Genomic DNA, 18,511 nt, shown 5'->3' on the forward strand with positions numbered 1-18,511 from the left:
GCGGGGCAGCGACGGATTACGAGGACCGCACTGTCCCAGAGCTGAAGCAGCGCGCCAAGGAGGTTGGTCTCTCGGGCTACTCGAAATTGACGAAGAAGGAACTTGTCGACGCATTACGCAATCACTAGCTGCGGCTGCACGCGAACTGCGGCTGCGCGCGCTGGCACCGGTAGTCGATGACCTTGGCCCCTGCCGGTTGCTACCGAGGCCGCAAGCGCCGGCGCAAGTATCCGGAGTTCGAAACCCACCGTGCGCAGTTGATTCTCTCTGTTCGCGGGCGAGCTCAATACCAGTGAGCCCGGCCACCCACCGGGCGACCAGCCGAACCCAGGATCCAGAGAATCCCGCCGACCACGATCAGAATTATTCCGATGGTCCACAGGATCGAGATCCCAGTGAGGAATCCGATGAGCAGCAGGACCAGTCCGAGCACAATCATGGCGTATCCCATCCGAGAGGTTCGACACGTGAGTCGGGTGCTCGCGCGTCATTCGACACGTCGCACGGCCCTGACACATGGTGGTCAGGGGCAGGCAGGGGCGACGAGGTTGTAGATGCTGTCGGCCTGGTCCGAAGACGGTTTGGTGCCATCGTTCGCGGCCAGGATCTCGATCTCCACGGTTACGGTCTCCTTGTCTGCTCCCGCCGCGAGTTGGCTGCAGGAGCTGGTGACAATCCTTTCGATGTCCTCGTCACTTCGGCCTTCTGCCAGTTCCGAATAGCCGGTGCGGAATGCCGCGACAAACGCCATGAGCTTTGCTTCTTCGATTGCGGTGTCCACTGTTGTGAGGACACTGGCCATGCCGTCAGGAGTATCGCTTGTATCGTCGTCGGAGCCGCATGCGGCAAAGGCGAACACGCCGACCGCGGCGAGGGGCAGTACCGCCAGGTTTCTCATGTCTGGTGTGTTCCACTTCTGATGCTCTTTCAAACCGCCTCGTCGTCACCGCCTGCGTTCGGGATCAAACTTGACGAATCCGTAGCTCGTAGCGCACCTTCCGCTACATTCGGCGGGGACGCCTGGTTCGATCGAGCGGCGGTCACGGGGTACGCCTTGTTCGACGAGGCTGAGTTCGCAGGGGAAGCCTCGTTCGACAAGGCGTCGTTCACCGGGGAGGCCGGGTTCGTCCGGGCTGCGTTCGCCAGGGATGTGGTTCAACGAGGCGTCGTTCGAAGCGCTGACCGGGGCCGCGAGAAGATCATCGACACGGCCGAACTTGTGTCGATCGCCGCGGCCGCAGCCTGATGCTCGGTCGCTGGCAACTGGTCCGCGACTAGGGGACCTGGAAGACTCCGAACCCCGGGCCGACCGGCACCTGAGGCCAGACACCGCTCCAGGGCGGGACGATGTGGGCGGACGCGTTGACGTCGGCGGTTGCGGCGATGGTGCCGCTGCCGGTTGCCACCGTCGCGGGGGCGTAGCGGCACAAGTCCTCCGGTGCGATGGTCCGGCGGAAGTCGACGGGCGTCACGGCGCGGAGCACGGTGGCGCCGGCGGCTCCTGTGGTCAGACTGCGCCAGTTCACGGACACGTCGATGCAGTCGGGGATTCCCCTGGTCGTCGGAGGATCCGCAGTGAAGGTCACCGCGCCGGGTGCCCCGGTAGTCGCCGACGGCGTCACGGCTGCCAGCCGGTACGGCACCCAGCATTGGAACCCCACCGTGTTGCACGACGAGACGAACGTCACCGGTACCTGAAACACGGTGGTCGTCGCCGGGGAAGGTGGCGGGTTCGCCGTCGCGGTGGCCACCGAGCCCAGTGGCAAGGCCAGGATGGCCACGGACGCGAGGGCCCTCGCGACGGAACGACGAACCCCTGGATTGCGCATGGTGTGACCTCCGGCGATGGGATCTGCCCCGACCCTGCTGCAGGTGTCAGCGTACCCGCGGACAGCGCCTTTCCAGATCGTCTGCCGCGCAGTGAATTCGGCAGGGTTGGTCCGTGCCCGGCGACGTCGGGGTGTTGTGCCTACCGGGTGGCGGTCCTAGGGTTGGGGTTCGCCGAGCGCAAAGCGGAAACGTGATGCACGAGATGTCGATCACCCAGAGCATCGTCGATGCCGTGTGCGAGCGTGCGGCCGGCCGCCGGGTGCGCCGGGTGAGCGTGCAGGTCGGCGCCCTGTGCGCCGTGGTCCCGGACTCGATGCAGTTCTGTTTCGAACTGGTCACCGAGGGCACCGTGATGGAGAACGCCCGGCTCGACATCGACCAGCCGCCGGGACTGGCGCGCTGCCACTCGTGCGGGTCGGAGTTCGAACTGCGCGACCTGATCCTGCTGTGCCCATGCGGGAGTGCGGACGTGGAGATTCTGGCCGGCCGGGAACTGCGGATCATGTCGATGGAAGTGAGCTGAGCCATGTGCGCAACATGCGGATGCGACGACCACACGGGGGCGCTGGTCACGGTGCCCGGCCACGCGCCCGCCCACCCGCACGAGCACCCACACCCACATGAGCACGACCACGACCACGGACATGAGCACGACCACGGACATGAGCACGACCACGAGCATCCACACTCGCCTCCCGTCGAGACGATCACGCTCGAACAGAAGGTGCTGGCCAAGAACGACCTGCTGGCGGCGTCCAACCGCGCGTGGCTGGCCGAGCGCGACATCCTCGCGTTCAACATGACCAGCTCGCCCGGGGCGGGCAAGACGACCCTGCTCGAACGGACCATCCGGGAACTGGGCGGGCAGCGGCCCATCGCCGTGATCGAGGGCGACCAGGAGACCTTGCTCGACGCCGAACGGATCAAGGCCGCCGGCTGCTCGGTGGTGCAGGTCAACACCGGCGCGGGCTGCCACCTCGACGCCGAGATGGTGCGGCGGGCGCTGGAGACGCTGGACCCGCCGGCCGGGTCGCTGCTGTTCGTCGAGAACGTCGGCAACCTCGTGTGCCCCGCCCTGTTCGACCTCGGCGAGCGCAGCAAGGTGGTGGTGATCTCGGTGACCGAGGGCTCCGACAAGCCGCTCAAGTACCCGCACATGTTCGCCGCCGCCGGCCTGGTGATCGTCAACAAGACCGACCTGCTGCCGTACGTCGACTTCGACCTCGACGAGTGCGCCCGGTACGCGCGTTCGGTCAATCCGGACGTCCGGATCCTGTCCACGTCGGCAACTCGCGGCGACGGCGTAATCGACTGGTACACATGGATAAACGAGCAGTAGCGGTGCCGCGGAGGGCCTCGTCGCCGTTGACAGTGCCCTTTCCGCGGGTGTAAACCGTGAGGAGCGTCACACAAGTGGGCCGAGGGTCGACTCCGGTGACGTAGGGGCGCTGCCCTGCCCCGGAGAGCGGCACTGATGCCTACAGAGGCGGCAGTCAAAGCCGAAGAAACACTGATCCACGTGCTGTGGATCAACGCGGGACTCAGTTGTGACGGTGACTCGGTGGCACTGACCGCCGCCACCCAGCCCAGCGTGGAGGAGATCGCGCTCGGCGCACTGCCGGGCCTGCCCAAGGTGGCCGTGCACTGGCCGCTGATCGACTTCGAGTGCGGACCCGCCGGCGGCGCCGACGACTTCCTGGAGTGGTTCTGGAAGGCCGACCGCGGCGAACTCGAGCCGTTCGTGCTGGTGGTGGAGGGGTCGATCCCCAACGAGAAGCTGCACGACGAGGGGTACTGGTGCGGATTCGGCAACGACCCTGCGACCGGTCAGCCCGTGACGACCAGCGAGTGGCTCGACCGCCTGGCCCCGAAGGCGACGGCGATCGTCGCCGCCGGGACCTGCGCGACCTACGGCGGAATCCACGCGATGGCGGGCAACCCGACCGGCGCCATGGGTGTGCCCGACTACCTCGGCTGGGACTGGAAGTCCAAGGCGGGAATCCCGATCGTGTGCGTGCCGGGCTGCCCGATCCAGCCGGACAACCTGTCGGAGACACTGACGTACCTGCTGTACATGGCCACCGACCAGGCCCCGATGATCCCGCTCGACGAGGCGTTGCGTCCCCAGTGGCTGTTCGGCGCCACCGTGCACGAGGGCTGCGACCGCGGCGGCTACTACGAGCAGGGCGAGTTCGCGACCGAGTACGGATCTCCGAAATGCCTTGTGAAACTGGGCTGCTGGGGTCCGGTGGTCAAGTGCAACGTGCCCAAGCGTGGCTGGATGAACGGGCTCGGCGGATGCCCGAACGTCGGCGGCATCTGCATCGGCTGCACCATGCCCGGATTCCCGGACAAGTTCATGCCGTTCATGGACGAGCCGCCCGGCGGCCTGGTCTCGAGCACGGCCTCCGGGATGTACGGGTCGGTCATCCGGCGCCTGCGCAACGTCACCGGTCGCACGCTCGAACACGAGCCGCGGTGGCGCACCCCGGGCTCGACGCTCGAAACGGGAGCCGTACGTACCTGGTAGACCGACCTCTCGAGAGGTAGACCGATGACACAGATCATCCCCGAGCCGTCGCACAAGCAGACGGACCCCGGCGGCCTCGTGGAGATGGCCTGGGATCCGATCACCCGCATCGTCGGCAGCCTCGGCATCTACACCAAGATCGACTTCGAGAACCGCGAGGTGGCCGAGTGCCACAGCACCTCGTCCATCTTCCGCGGGTACTCGCTGTTCATGAAGGGGAAGGACCCACGGGACGCGCACTTCATCACCAGCCGGATCTGCGGGATCTGCGGCGACAACCACGCGACCTGCTCGTGCTACACGCAGAACATGGCCTACGGGGTCAAGCCCCCGCACCTCGGGGAATGGATCGTCAATCTCGGCGAGGCCGCCGAGTACATGTTCGACCACAACATCTTCCAGGAGAACCTGGTCGGCGTGGACTACTGCGAGAAGATGGTCGCCGAGACCAACCCGGGGGTGCTGGCGAAGGCCGAGAACACCGCGGCCCCGCGGTCGGGCGAGCACGGGTACCGGACGATCGCCGACATCATGCGGTCGCTGAACCCGTTCACCGGCGAGTTCTACCGGGAGGCACTGCAGGTCAGCCGGTCGACGCGGGAGATGTTCTGCCTGATGGAGGGCCGGCACGTGCACCCGTCGACGCTCTACCCCGGCGGGGTGGGGACGGTCGCGACGGTCCAGCTGATGACCGACTACCTGACCCGGCTGATGCGGTACGTCGAGTTCATGAAGAAGGTCGTGCCGATGCACGACGACCTGTTCGACTTCTTCTACGAGGCGCTGCCGGGGTACGAGAAGGTGGGCCTGCGCCGGACGCTGCTCGGCTGCTGGGGCTCGTTCCAGGACCCCGAGCACTGCAACTTCGAGTACAAGGACATGACCAACTGGGGCCGTAAGATGTTCGTCACCCCCGGGGTCGTCGTCGACGGCAAGCTGGTCACCACCGACCTGGTGGAGATCAACCTCGGGATCCGGATTCTCCTCGGTTCCTCGTACTACGACGACTGGACCGACCAGGAGACGTTCGTGGCCCGGGACCCGCTGGGCAACCCCGTCGACCGGCGGCACCCCTGGAACCAGCACACCAACCCGCAGCCGCAGAAACGCGACCTCGAGGACAAGTACAGCTGGGTGATGTCGCCCAGGTGGTTCGACGGCACCGACCACCTCGCGCTGGACACCGGCGGTGGACCGCTGGCCCGCCTGTGGTCGACGGCGCTGGCAGGGCTCGTCGACGTCGGGTACGTGAAGTCGACCGGCCGCAGCGTGCAGATCAACCTCCCGAAGACCGCGCTCAAGGGCCCGGTCACCCTCGAGTGGCACATCCCGGAGTTCGGCAGCAACACCATCGAACGCAACCGGGCCCGCACCTACTTCCAGGCCTATGCGGCGGCCTGCGCGCTCCACTTCGCGGAGAAGGCCCTCGAGGAGATCCGGGCCGGGCGCACCAAGACCTGGGAGAAGTTCGACGTTCCCGACGAGGGCATCGGCTGCGGTTTCACCGAGGCGGTTCGCGGGGTGCTCTCGCACCACATGGTGATCCGGGACGGCAAGATCGCGAACTACCACCCGTACCCGCCGACGCCGTGGAACGCCAGCCCCCGTGACAGCCTCGGCACCCCCGGGCCGTATGAGGACGCCGTGCAGGGCCAGCCGATCTTCGAGGAGAACGACCGCGAGCACTTCAAGGGGATCGACATCATGCGGACCGTCCGCAGCTTCGACCCCTGCCTGCCCTGCGGCGTGCACATGTACCTCGGCAACGGCAAGACGCTGGAGAAGCTGCACTCGCCGACGCAGTCCATGACCGGAGAGTGACCGGTCAGGTGAACGGCCACCCGGCGGACGACGACGCGTACTGGCGCAGCGCGGGCGACCGCATCGAGACGCTGCTCGAGGCCAGCTCGGKSGGCGGCGCGGCCGCCCGCGACCGCGCCGAGCAGCTGGTGCGCGAGGTGGCGGACCTGTACGGGGCCGGGCTGGCGCGGATCCTGCGGATCGTCGGCGAACTCGACGGCGGCGCGGTGGCGCGGCKCGCCGGCGACGACCTGGTGGCGAGCCTGCTGCTGGTCCACGGGCTGCACCCGCACGACGCCGAGACCCGGGTGCGCGTCGCGCTCGACGGCGTGCGGCCCTACCTGGGTTCGCACGGCGGGGACGTGGAGCTGCTCGGCGTGAGCTTTCCGCCGGGTTCCGCCGGTGCGGACGGGGTGGTGCGGCTGCAGCTGACGGGCAGCTGCAAGAGCTGTCCGTCCTCGGCGGTGACGCTCGAGCTGGCCGTCGAGACCGCAGTCCGCGCGGCCGCGCCCGAGATCGCGACCATCGAGGTGGTCGCCGCGGCCCCGGAGCCGGAGGCCGGGCTGATTCCCGCGGACTCGCTGTTCTCCCGGGTGCACCGCGGCGGCCCCGGCGGAACCTGGTGCGCGGTACCCGAAGTCGAGCAGCTCCGCGACGGGGAGGTGGGCGGCTTCGTGGTGGCCGACCTGCCGATCCTGGTCTGCCGGGTCGCCGACGACCTGCTGGCCTACCGGGACCGCTGCCCCTGCTGCACCCACACGCTCGCCGGGGCGGTGCTGGCCCGCCGGGCCGGCTACCCCGCCGGCGACGCGGTGCTGCGCTGCCCGACCTGCCACGCGCACTTCGACGCGGTCCACGCGGGGGTCGGGCTCGACGACGACACGGTGCACCTGGACCCGCTCCCGCTGCTGGTGCGCGACGGCGTCCGGTCCGTGGCCGTGCCCGCCGAGGCCGCGGGGGTGGGATAGGTGAGCGACCCGTACTCCGTGCTGGCGCGCATCACGGCGACCCGGCCCGACCCGCGTCCCGCCGGGGAGCGCTGCGAGATGTGCGCCGAACCCATCCTCGACCGGCACCAGCACGTGGTGGACACGACGGCCCGATCCCTGATGTGCGTCTGCCGCGGCTGCTACCTGCTCTTCGCCGACCCCGGCGCCGAACTGCGGTACCGCGCCGTCCCGGACCGCTACCTCGCGCTCCCGGGACTCGCGCTGGGGCGGGGCCGGTGGGAGGAACTCGAGATCCCGGTGGGACTGGCCTTCCTGTTCCGGAACTCGGCGCTCGGCCGGACGCTCGCCTTCTACCCGGGCCCGGCCGGGGCCACCGAGTCGGAGCTTCCACTGGAGGCCTGGGGCGCGGTGTGCGCGGACAACCCGGTTCTGGGCGTGCTGGCCGACGACGTCGAGGCGCTGCTGGTCCGGATGCCGGAGCACGGATCCGGCGACGCGACGTGCTTCCTGGTCCCGATCGACGCCTGCTACGAACTGGTCGGCCAGCTGCGCCTGCTGTGGCGGGGCTTCGACGGCGGCCAGGAGGCCCGCCGGTTCGTCGACGACTTCTTCGCGGACGTCGCGGCACACTGCGGCGGCGGCGCGCCATGAGCGAGGTCTCCTTCGCCGTCCGCGACGTCGCCGTCGAGCCGTACGCGGTGGCCCCGATCCTGACCGCCCGCGTCGGCGTCACGGCGACCGGCGACGAGCCCGTCCACGCGATGGCCCTGCGCAGCCAGGTCCGGATCGAGCCGCACCGCCGGGCGTACACCGACGACGAGGCCGCGGGCCTGCTCGACCTCTTCGGTCCGCGGGAACGGTGGGACTCGACCCTGCGGTCGTTCCTGTGGCTGCAGTGCTCCGCCGTTGTGCCCGGCTTCACGGGAACCACCGAGGTGGACCTGGCGCTGCCGTGCACCTACGACTTCGAGGTGGCGGCCTCGAAGTACCTGCACGCCCTGCGCGAGGGGACCGTGCCGCTCACCTTCCTGTTCAGCGGCACGATGTTCCTCCGGGGCACCAACGGGTTCGGCGTGCAGCAGATCCCGTGGGACCGCGAGGACCACTACGACCTGCCGGTGACCGTGTGGCGGGACCTGATCCGCGCACACTTCCCGAACACCGGCTGGGTGCGGCTCGGCCGGGACACCGTCGAGGCGTTGGCCGCCTACAAGTCTGCCCGCGGCCTGACCGGCTTCGACGACGCGGTCGCCGGGCTGCTCGCACAGGCGCGGGAGGAGATCCCGTGACCGCCGCCGACATCAGCCCCCGGGTCCGCGCCGTCGCCGACGCGGTCCTGTACGAGGGCTACCTGCTCTACCCCTACCGCGGGAGCTCGCGGAAGAACCAGTCCCGCTGGCAGTTCGGCGTGCTGGGGCCGCCCGGCGCGGCCGCGGCCGGCGTCGGGGAGGAGCCGGCACTCTCGGCCCAGTTGCTGACGGAAGGCGGCGAGGACGAGGGGGTCACCCTCGTGCTGCGCTTCCTGCAGCTGCAGACGCGCCACGTGCAGGAGCCCGTCGAGGGCGGCGGCTGGCGGACGGTCGCCGAACTCGCCGCGGGTGCGCAACGCCAGCTCAGCTGGGACGAGGCGGTGGAGCGGGAGGTCGCGTTCGCCCCGGTCCGGGTGCCGGAACTCGTGGCGCCGCGCACCATCCCGGTCGCGGTCGACGGGGGCGTCGACGTCGAGGAGCTGGCCGGGCCGGGACGGATCGTGCGAACCCGGCAGCCGCTGGCGGCGGAGGTGACGCTGAGCCGCACCGACGACGACGGCCTCGCCCGGCTAGGCGTCGAGGTGCGCAACACCGGCTCGGGGACCACCGACAAGGAGGACGCGATCGCCCGCTCGCTGATCGGTGCGCACGTGGTCGCCACCGTCGCCGGCGGCTCCTTCGTCTCGCTCCTCGAACCGCCGGCCGAGGCGGCGGCCGCGGCCGCGCGATGCACCCACCGGCGGTGTTTCCCGGTGCTGGCCGGGGAACCCGGGACGCGCGACACCGTGCTGATCTCGCCGATCATCCTGTACGACTACCCGGAGGTGGCGCAGGAGAGCGAGGGCGCGCTGTTCGACTCCACCGAGATCGACGAGATCCTGACCCTGCGGGTGATGACGATGACCGACGAGGAGAAGGCGCAGGCCCGGGCCACCGATCCGCTCGCCGCGCGGCTCGTCGACCGCTGCGACGCCATGACCCCGGAGGCGTTGGGACAGCTGCACGGCATCCTGCGGGACCCACGCGCCGAGCCGGGCCTGATTCCCGAACTGCCCGAGGGCGTTCCGTGGTGGGACCCCGAGGCCGACACCAGCGTGCGGCCGGACGTGGATGCGGTGCTGGTGAACGGGGTCCGGGTGGCGAAGGGCAGCGCCGTCCGCCTGCACCCGTCCCGGCGGGCCGACGCCCAGGACCTCTTCTTCGCCGGCCGCAAGGCCACCGTCGCGTCCGTGCACTCCGACGTGGACGGCAACACGCACGTCGGGGTGACCGTCGACGACGACCCGGCCGCCGAGCTGCACGACTGGTACGGGCGTTATCTCTACTTCGCGCCGGACGAGCTGGAACCGCTGGGTGAACCAGCGCCGGGCAGAGAGGAGGGTCAGCCATGGAGACAGTAGGGCAGATCGCCACCGTGTTGGTCGCGGTCCTGATCGTCGTGGGCGTCGTCGTCGGCGTCCGTTCGATCCCCGACGTCAGGCGGTACCTACGGATGCGGCAGATGTGAGCCGCCGCCGGACGACCCCGGAGCCGTGATGGCCGGGTTGAACCGGGTGCTGGTCGCCGGCATCGGCAACATCTTTCTCGGCGACGACGGTTTCGGCCCGGAAGTGCTGCGGCGGTTGGCCGCCGCGGACCGCGACGGCGGACCGTCGGCCGGGCCGGCGGGCGCCCGCCTGGTCGACTACGGGATCCGGGGAATGCACCTCGCCTACGACCTGCTGGACGGCTGGGAGACGCTGGTCCTGGTCGACGCCCTGCCGGATCGCGGTGCGCCGGGCGCGATCCGGGTGTTCGAGGCCGACGTGGACTCGTTCGGAACCGGCGGCGGACTCGACGCCCACGGCATGGACCCGGGCTCGGTCTTCGCCGGCCTGGACGCGCTCGGCGGCACGGCGCCACACACGATTGTCGTCGGCTGCGAGGTCCGGACGGTCGAGGAGGGCATCGGGCTCTCCCCGGAGGTCGAGTCCGCGGTGGACGGCGCGGTGACGGCGGTGCTCGACGTGCTGGCGCAGCTGAGGACCGTGCCGGACGGTGCGTTGGCACCGGGAGAGGAGGGCTGACCGATGTGCCTGGGAATCCCGGGGCGGGTGGTTCGGATGCTCGACGGCTACGGAAACCAGCTGGCGCTGGTCGACGTCGCCGGGGAGGAGCGCAAGGTCAACGTGGGGATGCTGCCGGAGAACTCGTGCGGGCCGGGCGACTGGGTCATCATCCACATGGGTATGGCGGTGGACAAGACCGACGCGGCGGGGGCCGAGCAGGCGATGGCCGGGCTCGAACTTATGGGCCGACCCCGGGAGGAAACCGCTCCGGACCGCTGAAGGCCCGCTCCAGCAGTGCGCGCCAACCGGGCTCCGACCATACGGGTTTGTCACCGTGTCGGAGACCGGTCAGGCGCGGCACCCGCGATCAGCAGGGGCCCGGCTCGCCGATCTTCACGGCGGACAGTACGGCCTCGGCTTCACCGACGGGCGTACCAGGCAGCGGGGTCTGCCCAACCACGACCCAGTTCGAGTCGAGGACCTGTCGGCGGCCCGCACCCGTCGCGTCGACGCTCCGAGAGAAGAAGACACCTTCCGCCTGGATGCGATCCTGTGCTGCCTGCAGATTCATGCATACGACGTTCGGCATGGTGGCGGGCACTGCCTCCGGTGCGGCCGCCGCGGGCGGCGCTGCTGCGGGCGGTGCAACCGAGATCGGTTCGGCCACCGCACGGGTCGGCACCGGAGGAGCAACGATTGGCTCCGACGTGGTCGGACGTGCCGACACCGACGTCGGGCTCACCGCAGGTGTGACGGCCGGCGGCCTCGCTTCGGCAGTCCCCGCCTCGTCCTCCGATGAACATCCCAATACAGCCAGGCCCACAACCGCCAACGTCACGACTATCCGCTTCATACCCGTTGTCTAGCAGTGCGCGCCACGGATCCCCGGTAGGCCTCGCAACGCTGTCGGCCATGTGAACGACAGGAGTGTCGCACCCGTCATCTTCGGACTTGGCCTGCCAACTGGACGATCGGTCTACAGTCTCCCGTACTCGTACCGATCCGTTCGACAGTGGAGCTCATGTGACCCGGAATTCTCTCTCCCGACGGGGGTTTCTGACCGCCGTCGCCGGTGCGGCCGGCGCCGTCGCCGCCGCCTCGCTGCTGCCGCCGTCGCTGCAGCGGGCGCTGGCCGCGCCGGTACCCGCCGGTGGGCTCGACTCGATCGAGCACGTCGTCCTGCTCATGCAGGAGAACCGGTCGTTCGACCACTACTACGGATCGCTGCGCGGCGTGCGGGGGTTCGGTGACCCCAACGCGTTGCGGTTGCGGGGCGGGGCCACAGTTTTCGAGCAACCCGGTGCGAACGGTCCGGTGCTCCCGTTCCCGATTCGGGACTCCGCCGCCGCGCAGGGGATGGACACCCAGAACGTCACCGGCCTCGACCACAGCTGGGAGGGCGGACACCAGGCCCTCGCGGACGGCTGGCACGACGGCTGGATCGCGGCGAAGACCGGCACGACGATGGCCTACTACGACCGCCAGGACATCCCGTTCCACTACGAGCTCGCGGACGCGTTCACCATCTGCGACGCCTACCACTGCTCGGTGCCGACCTCGACCAGCCCCAACCGCAACTACTGGGTGTCCGGGTACACCGGATTCGAACCCGCCGGCCCGAATCCGTTGGGTTCGACGGAGGAGTTGGGTTCGAGTGGGTCGGCGGGCGCGCCGGGCCCCGAGGGGCGCGCCGTCACCAACGCCGCCTACAACCCCTGGCACGCCGGCTACGGGTGGACGACCGTTCCGGAGCGGCTGCAGGCCGCCGGCGTCACCTGGAAGACGTACCAGGAGTGGGACAACTTCGGAGACAACAACCTCGAGTACTTCACCACCTTCAAGAAGGTGGGTGCCCACCTGCTCGGGAACCCCGGCCTGGTTCCGTACGAGCTGCAGACCCTGGCCGGGCTCTACCTCGCGCTGCCCGAGTTGCCGCCCGCGGCCCAGGACGTGGCGTTGGGGGCACTCGAGGTCGCGGTGAACGGGCTTTCCCCCGCCGACCGGCAGCTCTACGACCGCGGGCTGCACCGGTCGCGTCCGGGCACGCTGGCCGCCGAGTTCCGCAGGGACGTCGAGTCGGGCAGGCTGCCGCAGGTCAGTTACCTGGTTCCGTCCGAGGTCGACTCGGAGCATCCGTCCGGATCGTCGCCGGCGGCGAGCGCCACCCTGCTGTACCAGGTGCTCGACGCGATCGCGTCCGACCCGGCCCTCTGGGCGAAGACGGCCGTGATCGTCAACTTCGACGAGAACGACGGCTACTTCGACCACGTGCCGCCGCCGCGTCCGCCGCTCTCGGTCGGCTCGGAGTGGGTGGCCGGTCAACCCCTCGGTCTCGGTCCCCGGGTGCCGATGACGATCATCTCGCCCTGGACCGTGGGCGGGTTCGTGTGCTCGCAGGTGTTCGACCACACGTCGGTGAACCAGTTCCTGGAGAAGCGGTTCGGGATCACCCAACCGGAGATCGACCCGTGGCGACGGACTGTCAGCGGGGACCTGACCTCGGCCTTCGACTTCGCCAACCCGCGCAGCCGGCCGAACGTCGCCCGCCCGCGGCCCACACCGCCGCTGGAGCCGAGGTGGACGCCGACGCCGCCGGCCGAGCAGCGGATGCCGTTGCAGGAGAGCGGCACCCGGCCCGCGCGGGCGCTGCCGTACCAGCCCGACGCGTACGCGACCGTGGACCCCGGTGCCCGTGCCCTGACGGTGCGTCTGGTCAATACCGGTGACGCGTCAGCGCACCTGGCCCTGTACCCCTACGCGGGCGAGTTCGACGCGCCGCGGCACTACGACGTCCTCGGCGCGGCCGACGACACCGTCGCCATCCCCGGGCCGCGCTACGACCTGACCCTGCTCGGTCCCAACGGCTTCCGGCGCGAATTCGCCGGGTCGACCGACGGTGCGGCGGCCGCACTCGCACTGTCCACCGGGGTCGACGCGGCGGCGGGGGCGCTCGACCTGACCGTGAAGAACCCAGGGGAGCGCGAGCTGACCGTCGTGCTCGACGGCCAGCGCCGTCGACTCGCGGCAGGCGGCAGCGAATCGTGGACGGTGCGGTCGGTGGACGGCTGGTACGAGGCCACCGTGACCGTCGACGAGGACCCGGACTTCCGGCACCGCCTCGTCGGACACGTCGAGAACGGACGGGGCAGCGTCAGTCAGCCGGTGTGAGGTGACGACGGGGCGTTCGCCCGGATCCGCGCCCGCGTAGGGCAAGTCAGTCAAGACAATCGACCAGTAGGAGCTTCTGTGCGTCGCATCCCACTCTTGGCACTGATCATGGCCTGCTCGCTCGCTGTCGGGAGCGGCGTGGCCGTCGCCCAGAGCAGCCTGCCCACCTCGGGGAGCGGGGGTGGCAGCACCGCGGCGGCGTCGACGTCCTACATCAAGGACGACGCGGGCCGCTCCCTGGTCCTGCGGGGCTTCAACACCGCTTCGAGCGCGAAGAGCGCGCCGGACGGCATGCCGGAGTTCACCGAGGCGGACCTCGACCGCGAACATGCCGACATGGGAACGAACTTCGTGCGTTTCCTGATCTCGTGGCGCTCCGTGGAACCCGCACCGGGGCAGTACGACCAGGCGTATCTCGACCGCGTCGAGGACCGGGTCGGCTGGTACGCCGAGCGCGGCTACAAGGTGATGCTCGACATGCACCAGGACGTGTACTCGGGTGCGATCACCCCCGAGGGCAACGGCGGCAATGGCGCCGGCAACATCGGCAACGGTGCGCCGGCCTGGGCGACGTACATGGACGGCCTTCCGGTGGAGCCCCAGGACCGGTGGGAGCTGTACTACGTCCAACCCGGTGTGATGCGCGCGTTCGACAACTTCTGGAACACCACCGGCAAGCACCCCGAGCTCGTCGAGCACTACGCGAACGCGTGGCGGGCCGTCGCCGAGCGCTTCGCGGGCAACGATGCCGTGGTGGCGTACGACCTGATGAACGAGCCGTGGGGAGGCTCCCTGCAGGGGCCGGCGTTCGAGTCCGGACCGCTCGCCGCGCTGTACCAACGGACCACGAACGCCATTCGGCAAGTCGACCAGGACAGCTGGGTGTGTGTGGCCCCGCAGGCGGTCGGCGTCAACCAGGGAATCCCCAGCGGGCTCACCAAGATCGACGACCCCCGCGCCGGCGAGCAGCGAATCGCCTACTGCCCGCACCTGTACCCGCTCCCGCTGGACATCGGTGACGGCTACTCGGGTCTCTCGCGCACCCTCACCGACGCGACCATCACCGCCTGGCGCGCCAGCGTCGAGCACGTCGCGGGCAACGTACTCGGCGGCGTCCCGATCATCGTCGGCGAGTTCGGGCTCGACACCACGCTGCCCGGCGCCCGTGACTACCTCGACCGCGTCTACGACACCGCACGGGAGCTGGGGGCCGGAGTCTCGTACTGGTCCAGCGACCCCGGACCCTGGGGCCCGTACCTGCCCGACGGCACGCGGACGCTTCTCGTCGACACCCTGAACAAGCCGTACCCGCGCGCGGTGGCGGGCATGCCCACCGAATGGTCCTCGACCGTCGACCGTCTCGAGCTGACGCTGCGCCCCGACCCCGCGGTCACGGCGCCCACCGAGATCTACCTGCCCCAGAGCGGATTCCCGGGCGACGTCAAGGTCGAGGGCGCGGACGTCGTGGACTGGAACCGGCAGAGCCGGCTGCTCACCGTGCGGACCGCGGCAGGCGCGGACACCGCGACCGTCACCGTGACGCCGGCGGCCTGACCCCTTGCTTCTCGACGGGCCGAGGCACCGGTGACGCCGTGGCAGTCTGCTGGGATGGTTGAGCTGCAGGGCGATGATTCGGGGACCTCCGGCCTGGTCGGAGGTCCCCGTCTTCTTCGCGAGGCGGGACGGCGCCCGGGGGACATTGCCCGGACGGTGGGGGTGGCGCTTCTACCGCTGCTCCTGCTCGGTGGCTCACTCCTGGGTGGGCTGATCGAGGACAATCGCGGGACGATGATCGGCGATGTACTGGTCACCTGGAACCTCGTCGGCGTCTTCGGTGCGCTTGTGTTCCTACCGGTGGTGGTGGTGTCACTGGTCGGGGCGGGTGCGTTGGCTTGGCAGTTCCGGTTCGGTCGCTGGCTGGCGTCGATCGGTAGCGGGGCGATGGTGCTACTGGCCTCGGCCCTCGTGTACGGCATGGTCGCGGACGTGGTGGACCCTCCGGAGTGGCGTGATCCGAACAGTTGGGCGCCACCGCTCACGCCTGTCACGGTGACGATCTTCGTCGCCCCGTACCTCGCGATCGCCGCGGCCAATGTGTATGTGGTCCTGCGCCTCTGGAAGCGGGCCTCGTAGTGCACGCCTCGTCAATGGGACGAGATTGCCACCTAGCCGGACAATCGTGGTTCGAGTGCTGTCGAACATCCGCAGCGCTCTCTGAGGGCTGTTGAGGGCAGTTACCCGCAGCGGTCACCACCTCGGTACATCACAGATGAGGACGACACATGTCGAGGAATTGGCCAGTTGCGGTCGTCGCAGTGGGGCTGCTGGGTGCCACGGCGTGCGGGACACCCGAAGCGGCTTCCGCGGACGACCCGCTCATCGCTCGTACGGACCTGGTGCCGGACGCATCGGAGTTGCCCACGGGCACCCAGGTCGAGCGACTCGAGCGCGAGGACCAGATGATCCTGAACCTGAACATCCACGCCCCGAGCGACGGGACCGGAATGGACATGGACCCCGTGTTCGAACCGGCGCAGTGCGCGGGCGAGAGCCTGTACGCCGACCAGGCACGTGCGGGCTTGATCGAGAAGGGTTCCGCCAGCGCAGCGCTCCTCGAAAGTGGTGGCGCGTACGTGATGCTGGTCAGCGAGACGGGCACGGATGTGTCCCGGGTGGTCGAGGCGCACACCGGGCAGTGTTCGGCCTATACCGTGACCTCCACCAGCTTCGACAGCACGTCCCAGCGCACAATTCGGACGGAGCGGCTCGATCTTCCCCCGGCGCTCGTCGCCGAGGACGCCGCGATCCTGTACGAGGTCAGCCATCCCGACAACCCGGCCTGGTCCGACACCGAGGTCCTCCTCGGGTACGCCGCAGTCGACGAGTACACGGTGGTGGTCCTCGGATACGAGGGCAGGCAGTCCCAGCCCGAGTTCGACGACGTGTTCACGCGGGTCGTCGAGAAGGTGCGGCGCGTCGGCTGAGGCATCAGGGGCGTCGAACCGCCGACGCGGCTCTCCGTTCCAGCGACGACCGTGGCGTCCCAGATGAATTACGAGGGGCGGCCACCGAGAGTGAACGTGAACCCTTCCGGGGGAACTTCGTGACGAGGACCTCGTTTCCGACGCCCGTGACGATCGTCAGATAGGGCTTGGGCTCGCCATCGACCGAGACGAAGGAGTTCATTGTCACCCCCCCGCTGGCGAGGAACCCTCGGGAACACCGTCCGGCCGCCTTCGACGACGGAACCCGGGTGCAGAGATCGAGCGGTGTCGAGAACCGTCTGCCTGACGGCATCGAGATCGATGAGGTCGTCTTCGGGGCCGACCTGTGAGGGTTGGAAGTCGACGAGCTCGAACGGGAGACGCAGTAGTTCTGGTTCCGGCTGCGGCTCATTGATCGGACTGTCGGAGAAGTCGACCTCCCAGACGAGCGTGCCTTCATCGAATGTGGGTTTGAGGAACGAATGCTCGGCGCCTGATTCCACGCTCCGGCGAACGGAATCGATGTAGTCGGCCATGGAGGCGAATAGCGGTCCGCCCTCGTCGGCTGCGTCTGACGAGAAGGAGCGGACGCACCCGTGATGCTCGCCGGAGCGCGTGTCGACACACAGATAGCCGCCGGCACTGTCCTCGGCGAACGGAACGTAGGCGTCGAGAAACATGTAGGCGGCTTCACCGGCGGGCTGTTCACGGGAAACGGTGGCCCAGTCGGGGCCCACGTCTTCTGTGTCATGGAGTGATTCCCGGCAGAACTTGTGCGTTGCCACCACCGCGTCGAGCGAGAGCAGTGTGAGATTCGGAAGTGCGGTCCCTTGGAACCGATGCGCATCGTCGGGCGGGTTCTGACCGTCGTGCAGTGAGAAGAACTCACGCAGCTCCTCCGTCCACGGTGTGGTCGCGTGTTCGGCGTCCTGCCGATTCGCCGGGGACAGGGGAGGCCGAACCGAAGCAGCCGTGACGGGCGCCTGCACCCGGAGTACCGACATGTAGGCCGTCCACGCTTCGGCGAGGGTCATCGCCCGAATCCAATCGAGCCTCGACAGTGTGGTGTGGCCCCGACGCTTCCCCATTTCGACCCGCGCCGAGATCACCCATTGATCCGGTCGGCGTCGTACCGAAGCGAATCGTGGGGACCGATCGGCATGGCCTCCAGTTCGCCGCTCGAGAGAATCTCGTCGGCGGCAGTGCGACTGCACCCGACGACGGTCGAATCGAGATCCACTTCGGTGCCGATGCACCAGGCGTGATCCGACGGCCAAACCAGGTTGCCGGACAGGGCCCACGGCCTCGCCCCGACCAGATCGGCGATCGTGTGCGCCTCGGCCAGCGCGCCGGCCAGAATGAGATAGTTCCGGCCCGGGTGCCGCAAACGCGGTCCGGCCGCGAGTCGAGCGGCGGTGTCGGAGACCGGTACTGCCTCGGCGAAAGATCGTCCTGCGTCGTCAACACCGAACACGACCCGACTCTGGTCGTCGAAGTGTCCGGATCCCTCCCACAGCGCGAAGTAGGCGGTGCCGGGCGTCGAGGTGTGTCGGCCGAGTAGATCGACGAGAACCTGGCTGTCGGGCTCGTCCAGCACGCCGGTCTCCGGATTACCGCCGTCCCACAGCGGGCTCCGTGGATTCACGTAGTCCGACGAGGCGATCAGTCGCCACCACTGAACCAGCGGATGAATGCGTCGTCCGGTGGCCGCCGCCACGTCACGCCACCGGACGATCCGGTCGTCGTCGACCTCAACGGGGTGCAATACCCGGACGTAAGCCTCGTACCCATCGGGAACGACACCCGTCACGAACCCCGGGCGCCCGGTCAACCTCGGGCGAATCCAGTCACCTACGGACACATCCGCGACAGCCTCCATGTACGGATCGTCCCATCTGAGTCCGCCGGCGGAGGCCTGCAGTCGTATGGTGGGTGGCGTGATCATCTTCGA

At 69.1% G+C, this 18,511-nt stretch carries 23 protein-coding genes; 17 read left to right on the forward strand and 6 right to left on the reverse strand.

What is annotated here, in order from left to right:
• Positions 1-128: Rho termination factor N-terminal domain-containing protein (locus AC1DWC_RS19255; protein ID WP_477910697.1), on the forward strand; the 128-nt coding region annotated here is incomplete at its 5' end.
• 155 nt (positions 129-283) lie between these two features.
• Here the strand turns inward: AC1DWC_RS19255 and AC1DWC_RS19260 are convergent.
• Positions 284-439 carry a hypothetical protein gene (locus tag AC1DWC_RS19260; RefSeq protein WP_477910581.1) on the reverse strand — a complete coding sequence of 52 codons (156 nt, stop codon included), beginning with the start codon at positions 437-439 and terminating at the stop codon, positions 284-286.
• An 84-nt stretch (positions 440-523) separates the two neighbouring features.
• Positions 524-931 carry a hypothetical protein gene (locus tag AC1DWC_RS19265; RefSeq protein ID WP_477910703.1) on the reverse strand — a complete coding sequence of 136 codons (408 nt, stop codon included), beginning with the start codon at positions 929-931 and terminating at the stop codon, positions 524-526.
• Here AC1DWC_RS19265 and AC1DWC_RS19270 point away from each other — a divergent pair.
• The gene (locus AC1DWC_RS19270) at positions 920-1,246 is read left to right on the forward strand and encodes a pentapeptide repeat-containing protein (protein ID WP_477910583.1); all 327 of its coding nucleotides are present in this window, start codon (positions 920-922) and stop codon (positions 1,244-1,246) included. The genes AC1DWC_RS19265 and AC1DWC_RS19270 overlap by 12 nt on opposite strands.
• Before the next feature lie 28 nt (positions 1,247-1,274).
• Here the strand turns inward: AC1DWC_RS19270 and AC1DWC_RS19275 are convergent, their stop codons facing one another.
• Positions 1,275-1,829 (reverse strand): hypothetical protein, encoded by a 555-nt coding sequence (locus tag AC1DWC_RS19275; protein ID WP_477910585.1) that lies wholly within the window; start codon positions 1,827-1,829, stop codon positions 1,275-1,277.
• 194 nt (positions 1,830-2,023) lie between these two features.
• On the opposite strand from AC1DWC_RS19275, the gene hypA reads away from it, so the two are divergent.
• The 11 genes from hypA to AC1DWC_RS19330 all read left to right on the forward strand — a co-directional run bounded on the left by hypA (position 2,024) and on the right by AC1DWC_RS19330 (position 10,687).
• The gene (gene hypA, locus AC1DWC_RS19280) at positions 2,024-2,353 is read left to right on the forward strand and encodes a hydrogenase maturation nickel metallochaperone HypA (RefSeq protein ID WP_072845277.1); all 330 of its coding nucleotides are present in this window, start codon (positions 2,024-2,026) and stop codon (positions 2,351-2,353) included.
• 3 nt (positions 2,354-2,356) lie between these two features.
• On the forward strand, positions 2,357-3,169 hold the full coding sequence (gene hypB, locus AC1DWC_RS19285; RefSeq protein ID WP_477910588.1) for a hydrogenase nickel incorporation protein HypB: 813 nt from the start codon (positions 2,357-2,359) through the stop codon (positions 3,167-3,169).
• Positions 3,170-3,304: 135 nt separating this feature from the next.
• Positions 3,305-4,360 carry an NADH-quinone oxidoreductase subunit B family protein gene (locus AC1DWC_RS19290; protein WP_477910590.1) on the forward strand — a complete coding sequence of 352 codons (1,056 nt, stop codon included), beginning with the start codon at positions 3,305-3,307 and terminating at the stop codon, positions 4,358-4,360.
• Between the two features lie 24 nt (positions 4,361-4,384).
• Positions 4,385-6,181 carry a nickel-dependent hydrogenase large subunit gene (locus AC1DWC_RS19295; protein WP_477910592.1) on the forward strand — a complete coding sequence of 599 codons (1,797 nt, stop codon included), beginning with the start codon at positions 4,385-4,387 and terminating at the stop codon, positions 6,179-6,181.
• A complete protein-coding gene (locus AC1DWC_RS19300; protein ID WP_477910594.1) occupies positions 6,178-7,128 on the forward strand; it encodes a NifU family protein in 951 nt (316 codons plus the stop codon). The genes AC1DWC_RS19295 and AC1DWC_RS19300 overlap by 4 nt, the downstream gene beginning before the upstream one ends.
• Complete coding sequence (locus AC1DWC_RS19305) at positions 7,129-7,761, forward strand: DUF5947 family protein (RefSeq protein ID WP_477910596.1); 633 nt, start codon at positions 7,129-7,131, stop codon at positions 7,759-7,761.
• Positions 7,758-8,399 (forward strand): DUF6084 family protein, encoded by a 642-nt coding sequence (locus tag AC1DWC_RS19310; RefSeq protein ID WP_477910598.1) that lies wholly within the window; start codon positions 7,758-7,760, stop codon positions 8,397-8,399. The genes AC1DWC_RS19305 and AC1DWC_RS19310 overlap by 4 nt, the downstream gene beginning before the upstream one ends.
• A complete protein-coding gene (locus AC1DWC_RS19315) occupies positions 8,396-9,760 on the forward strand; it encodes a hypothetical protein (RefSeq protein WP_477910600.1) in 1,365 nt (454 codons plus the stop codon). The genes AC1DWC_RS19310 and AC1DWC_RS19315 overlap by 4 nt, the downstream gene beginning before the upstream one ends.
• The gene (locus AC1DWC_RS19320) at positions 9,748-9,867 is read left to right on the forward strand and encodes a DUF6893 family small protein (RefSeq protein ID WP_092776013.1); all 120 of its coding nucleotides are present in this window, start codon (positions 9,748-9,750) and stop codon (positions 9,865-9,867) included. The genes AC1DWC_RS19315 and AC1DWC_RS19320 overlap by 13 nt, the downstream gene beginning before the upstream one ends.
• Before the next feature lie 28 nt (positions 9,868-9,895).
• Positions 9,896-10,426 carry a hydrogenase maturation protease gene (locus AC1DWC_RS19325; RefSeq protein WP_477910602.1) on the forward strand — a complete coding sequence of 177 codons (531 nt, stop codon included), beginning with the start codon at positions 9,896-9,898 and terminating at the stop codon, positions 10,424-10,426.
• A gap of 3 nt (positions 10,427-10,429) precedes the next feature.
• A complete protein-coding gene (locus AC1DWC_RS19330) occupies positions 10,430-10,687 on the forward strand; it encodes a HypC/HybG/HupF family hydrogenase formation chaperone (protein WP_477910603.1) in 258 nt (85 codons plus the stop codon).
• A gap of 88 nt (positions 10,688-10,775) precedes the next feature.
• Here the strand turns inward: AC1DWC_RS19330 and AC1DWC_RS19335 are convergent, their stop codons facing one another.
• Positions 10,776-11,075, reverse strand: coding sequence for a PASTA domain-containing protein (locus tag AC1DWC_RS19335; protein WP_477910604.1), 300 nt, complete (start codon positions 11,073-11,075; stop codon positions 10,776-10,778).
• Between the two features lie 356 nt (positions 11,076-11,431).
• On the opposite strand from AC1DWC_RS19335, the gene AC1DWC_RS19340 reads away from it, so the two are divergent.
• The 4 genes from AC1DWC_RS19340 (at position 11,432) to AC1DWC_RS19355 (ending at position 16,560) form a co-directional block, all read left to right on the forward strand.
• On the forward strand, positions 11,432-13,576 hold the full coding sequence (locus tag AC1DWC_RS19340; RefSeq protein WP_477910606.1) for a phosphocholine-specific phospholipase C: 2,145 nt from the start codon (positions 11,432-11,434) through the stop codon (positions 13,574-13,576).
• A gap of 78 nt (positions 13,577-13,654) precedes the next feature.
• Positions 13,655-15,130 carry a cellulase family glycosylhydrolase gene (locus AC1DWC_RS19345; protein ID WP_477910608.1) on the forward strand — a complete coding sequence of 492 codons (1,476 nt, stop codon included), beginning with the start codon at positions 13,655-13,657 and terminating at the stop codon, positions 15,128-15,130.
• Positions 15,131-15,184: 54 nt separating this feature from the next.
• Entirely contained in the window at positions 15,185-15,709 is a 525-nt protein-coding gene (locus tag AC1DWC_RS19350) for a hypothetical protein (RefSeq protein WP_477910610.1), read from the forward strand.
• A 149-nt stretch (positions 15,710-15,858) separates the two neighbouring features.
• The gene (locus AC1DWC_RS19355) at positions 15,859-16,560 is read left to right on the forward strand and encodes a hypothetical protein (RefSeq protein ID WP_477910612.1); all 702 of its coding nucleotides are present in this window, start codon (positions 15,859-15,861) and stop codon (positions 16,558-16,560) included.
• Between the two features lie 68 nt (positions 16,561-16,628).
• On the opposite strand, the gene AC1DWC_RS19360 is transcribed toward AC1DWC_RS19355, so the two are convergent.
• Together AC1DWC_RS19360 and AC1DWC_RS19365 are read right to left on the reverse strand one after the other, a co-directional pair.
• On the reverse strand, positions 16,629-17,594 hold the full coding sequence (locus AC1DWC_RS19360) for an SMI1/KNR4 family protein (protein ID WP_477910613.1): 966 nt from the start codon (positions 17,592-17,594) through the stop codon (positions 16,629-16,631).
• 71 nt (positions 17,595-17,665) lie between these two features.
• Positions 17,666-18,325 (reverse strand): hypothetical protein, encoded by a 660-nt coding sequence (locus AC1DWC_RS19365; RefSeq protein WP_477910615.1) that lies wholly within the window; start codon positions 18,323-18,325, stop codon positions 17,666-17,668.
• Positions 18,326-18,511: the final 186 nt, after the last annotated feature.

Source organism: Rhodococcus sp. P4_C10, assembly GCF_056402135.1.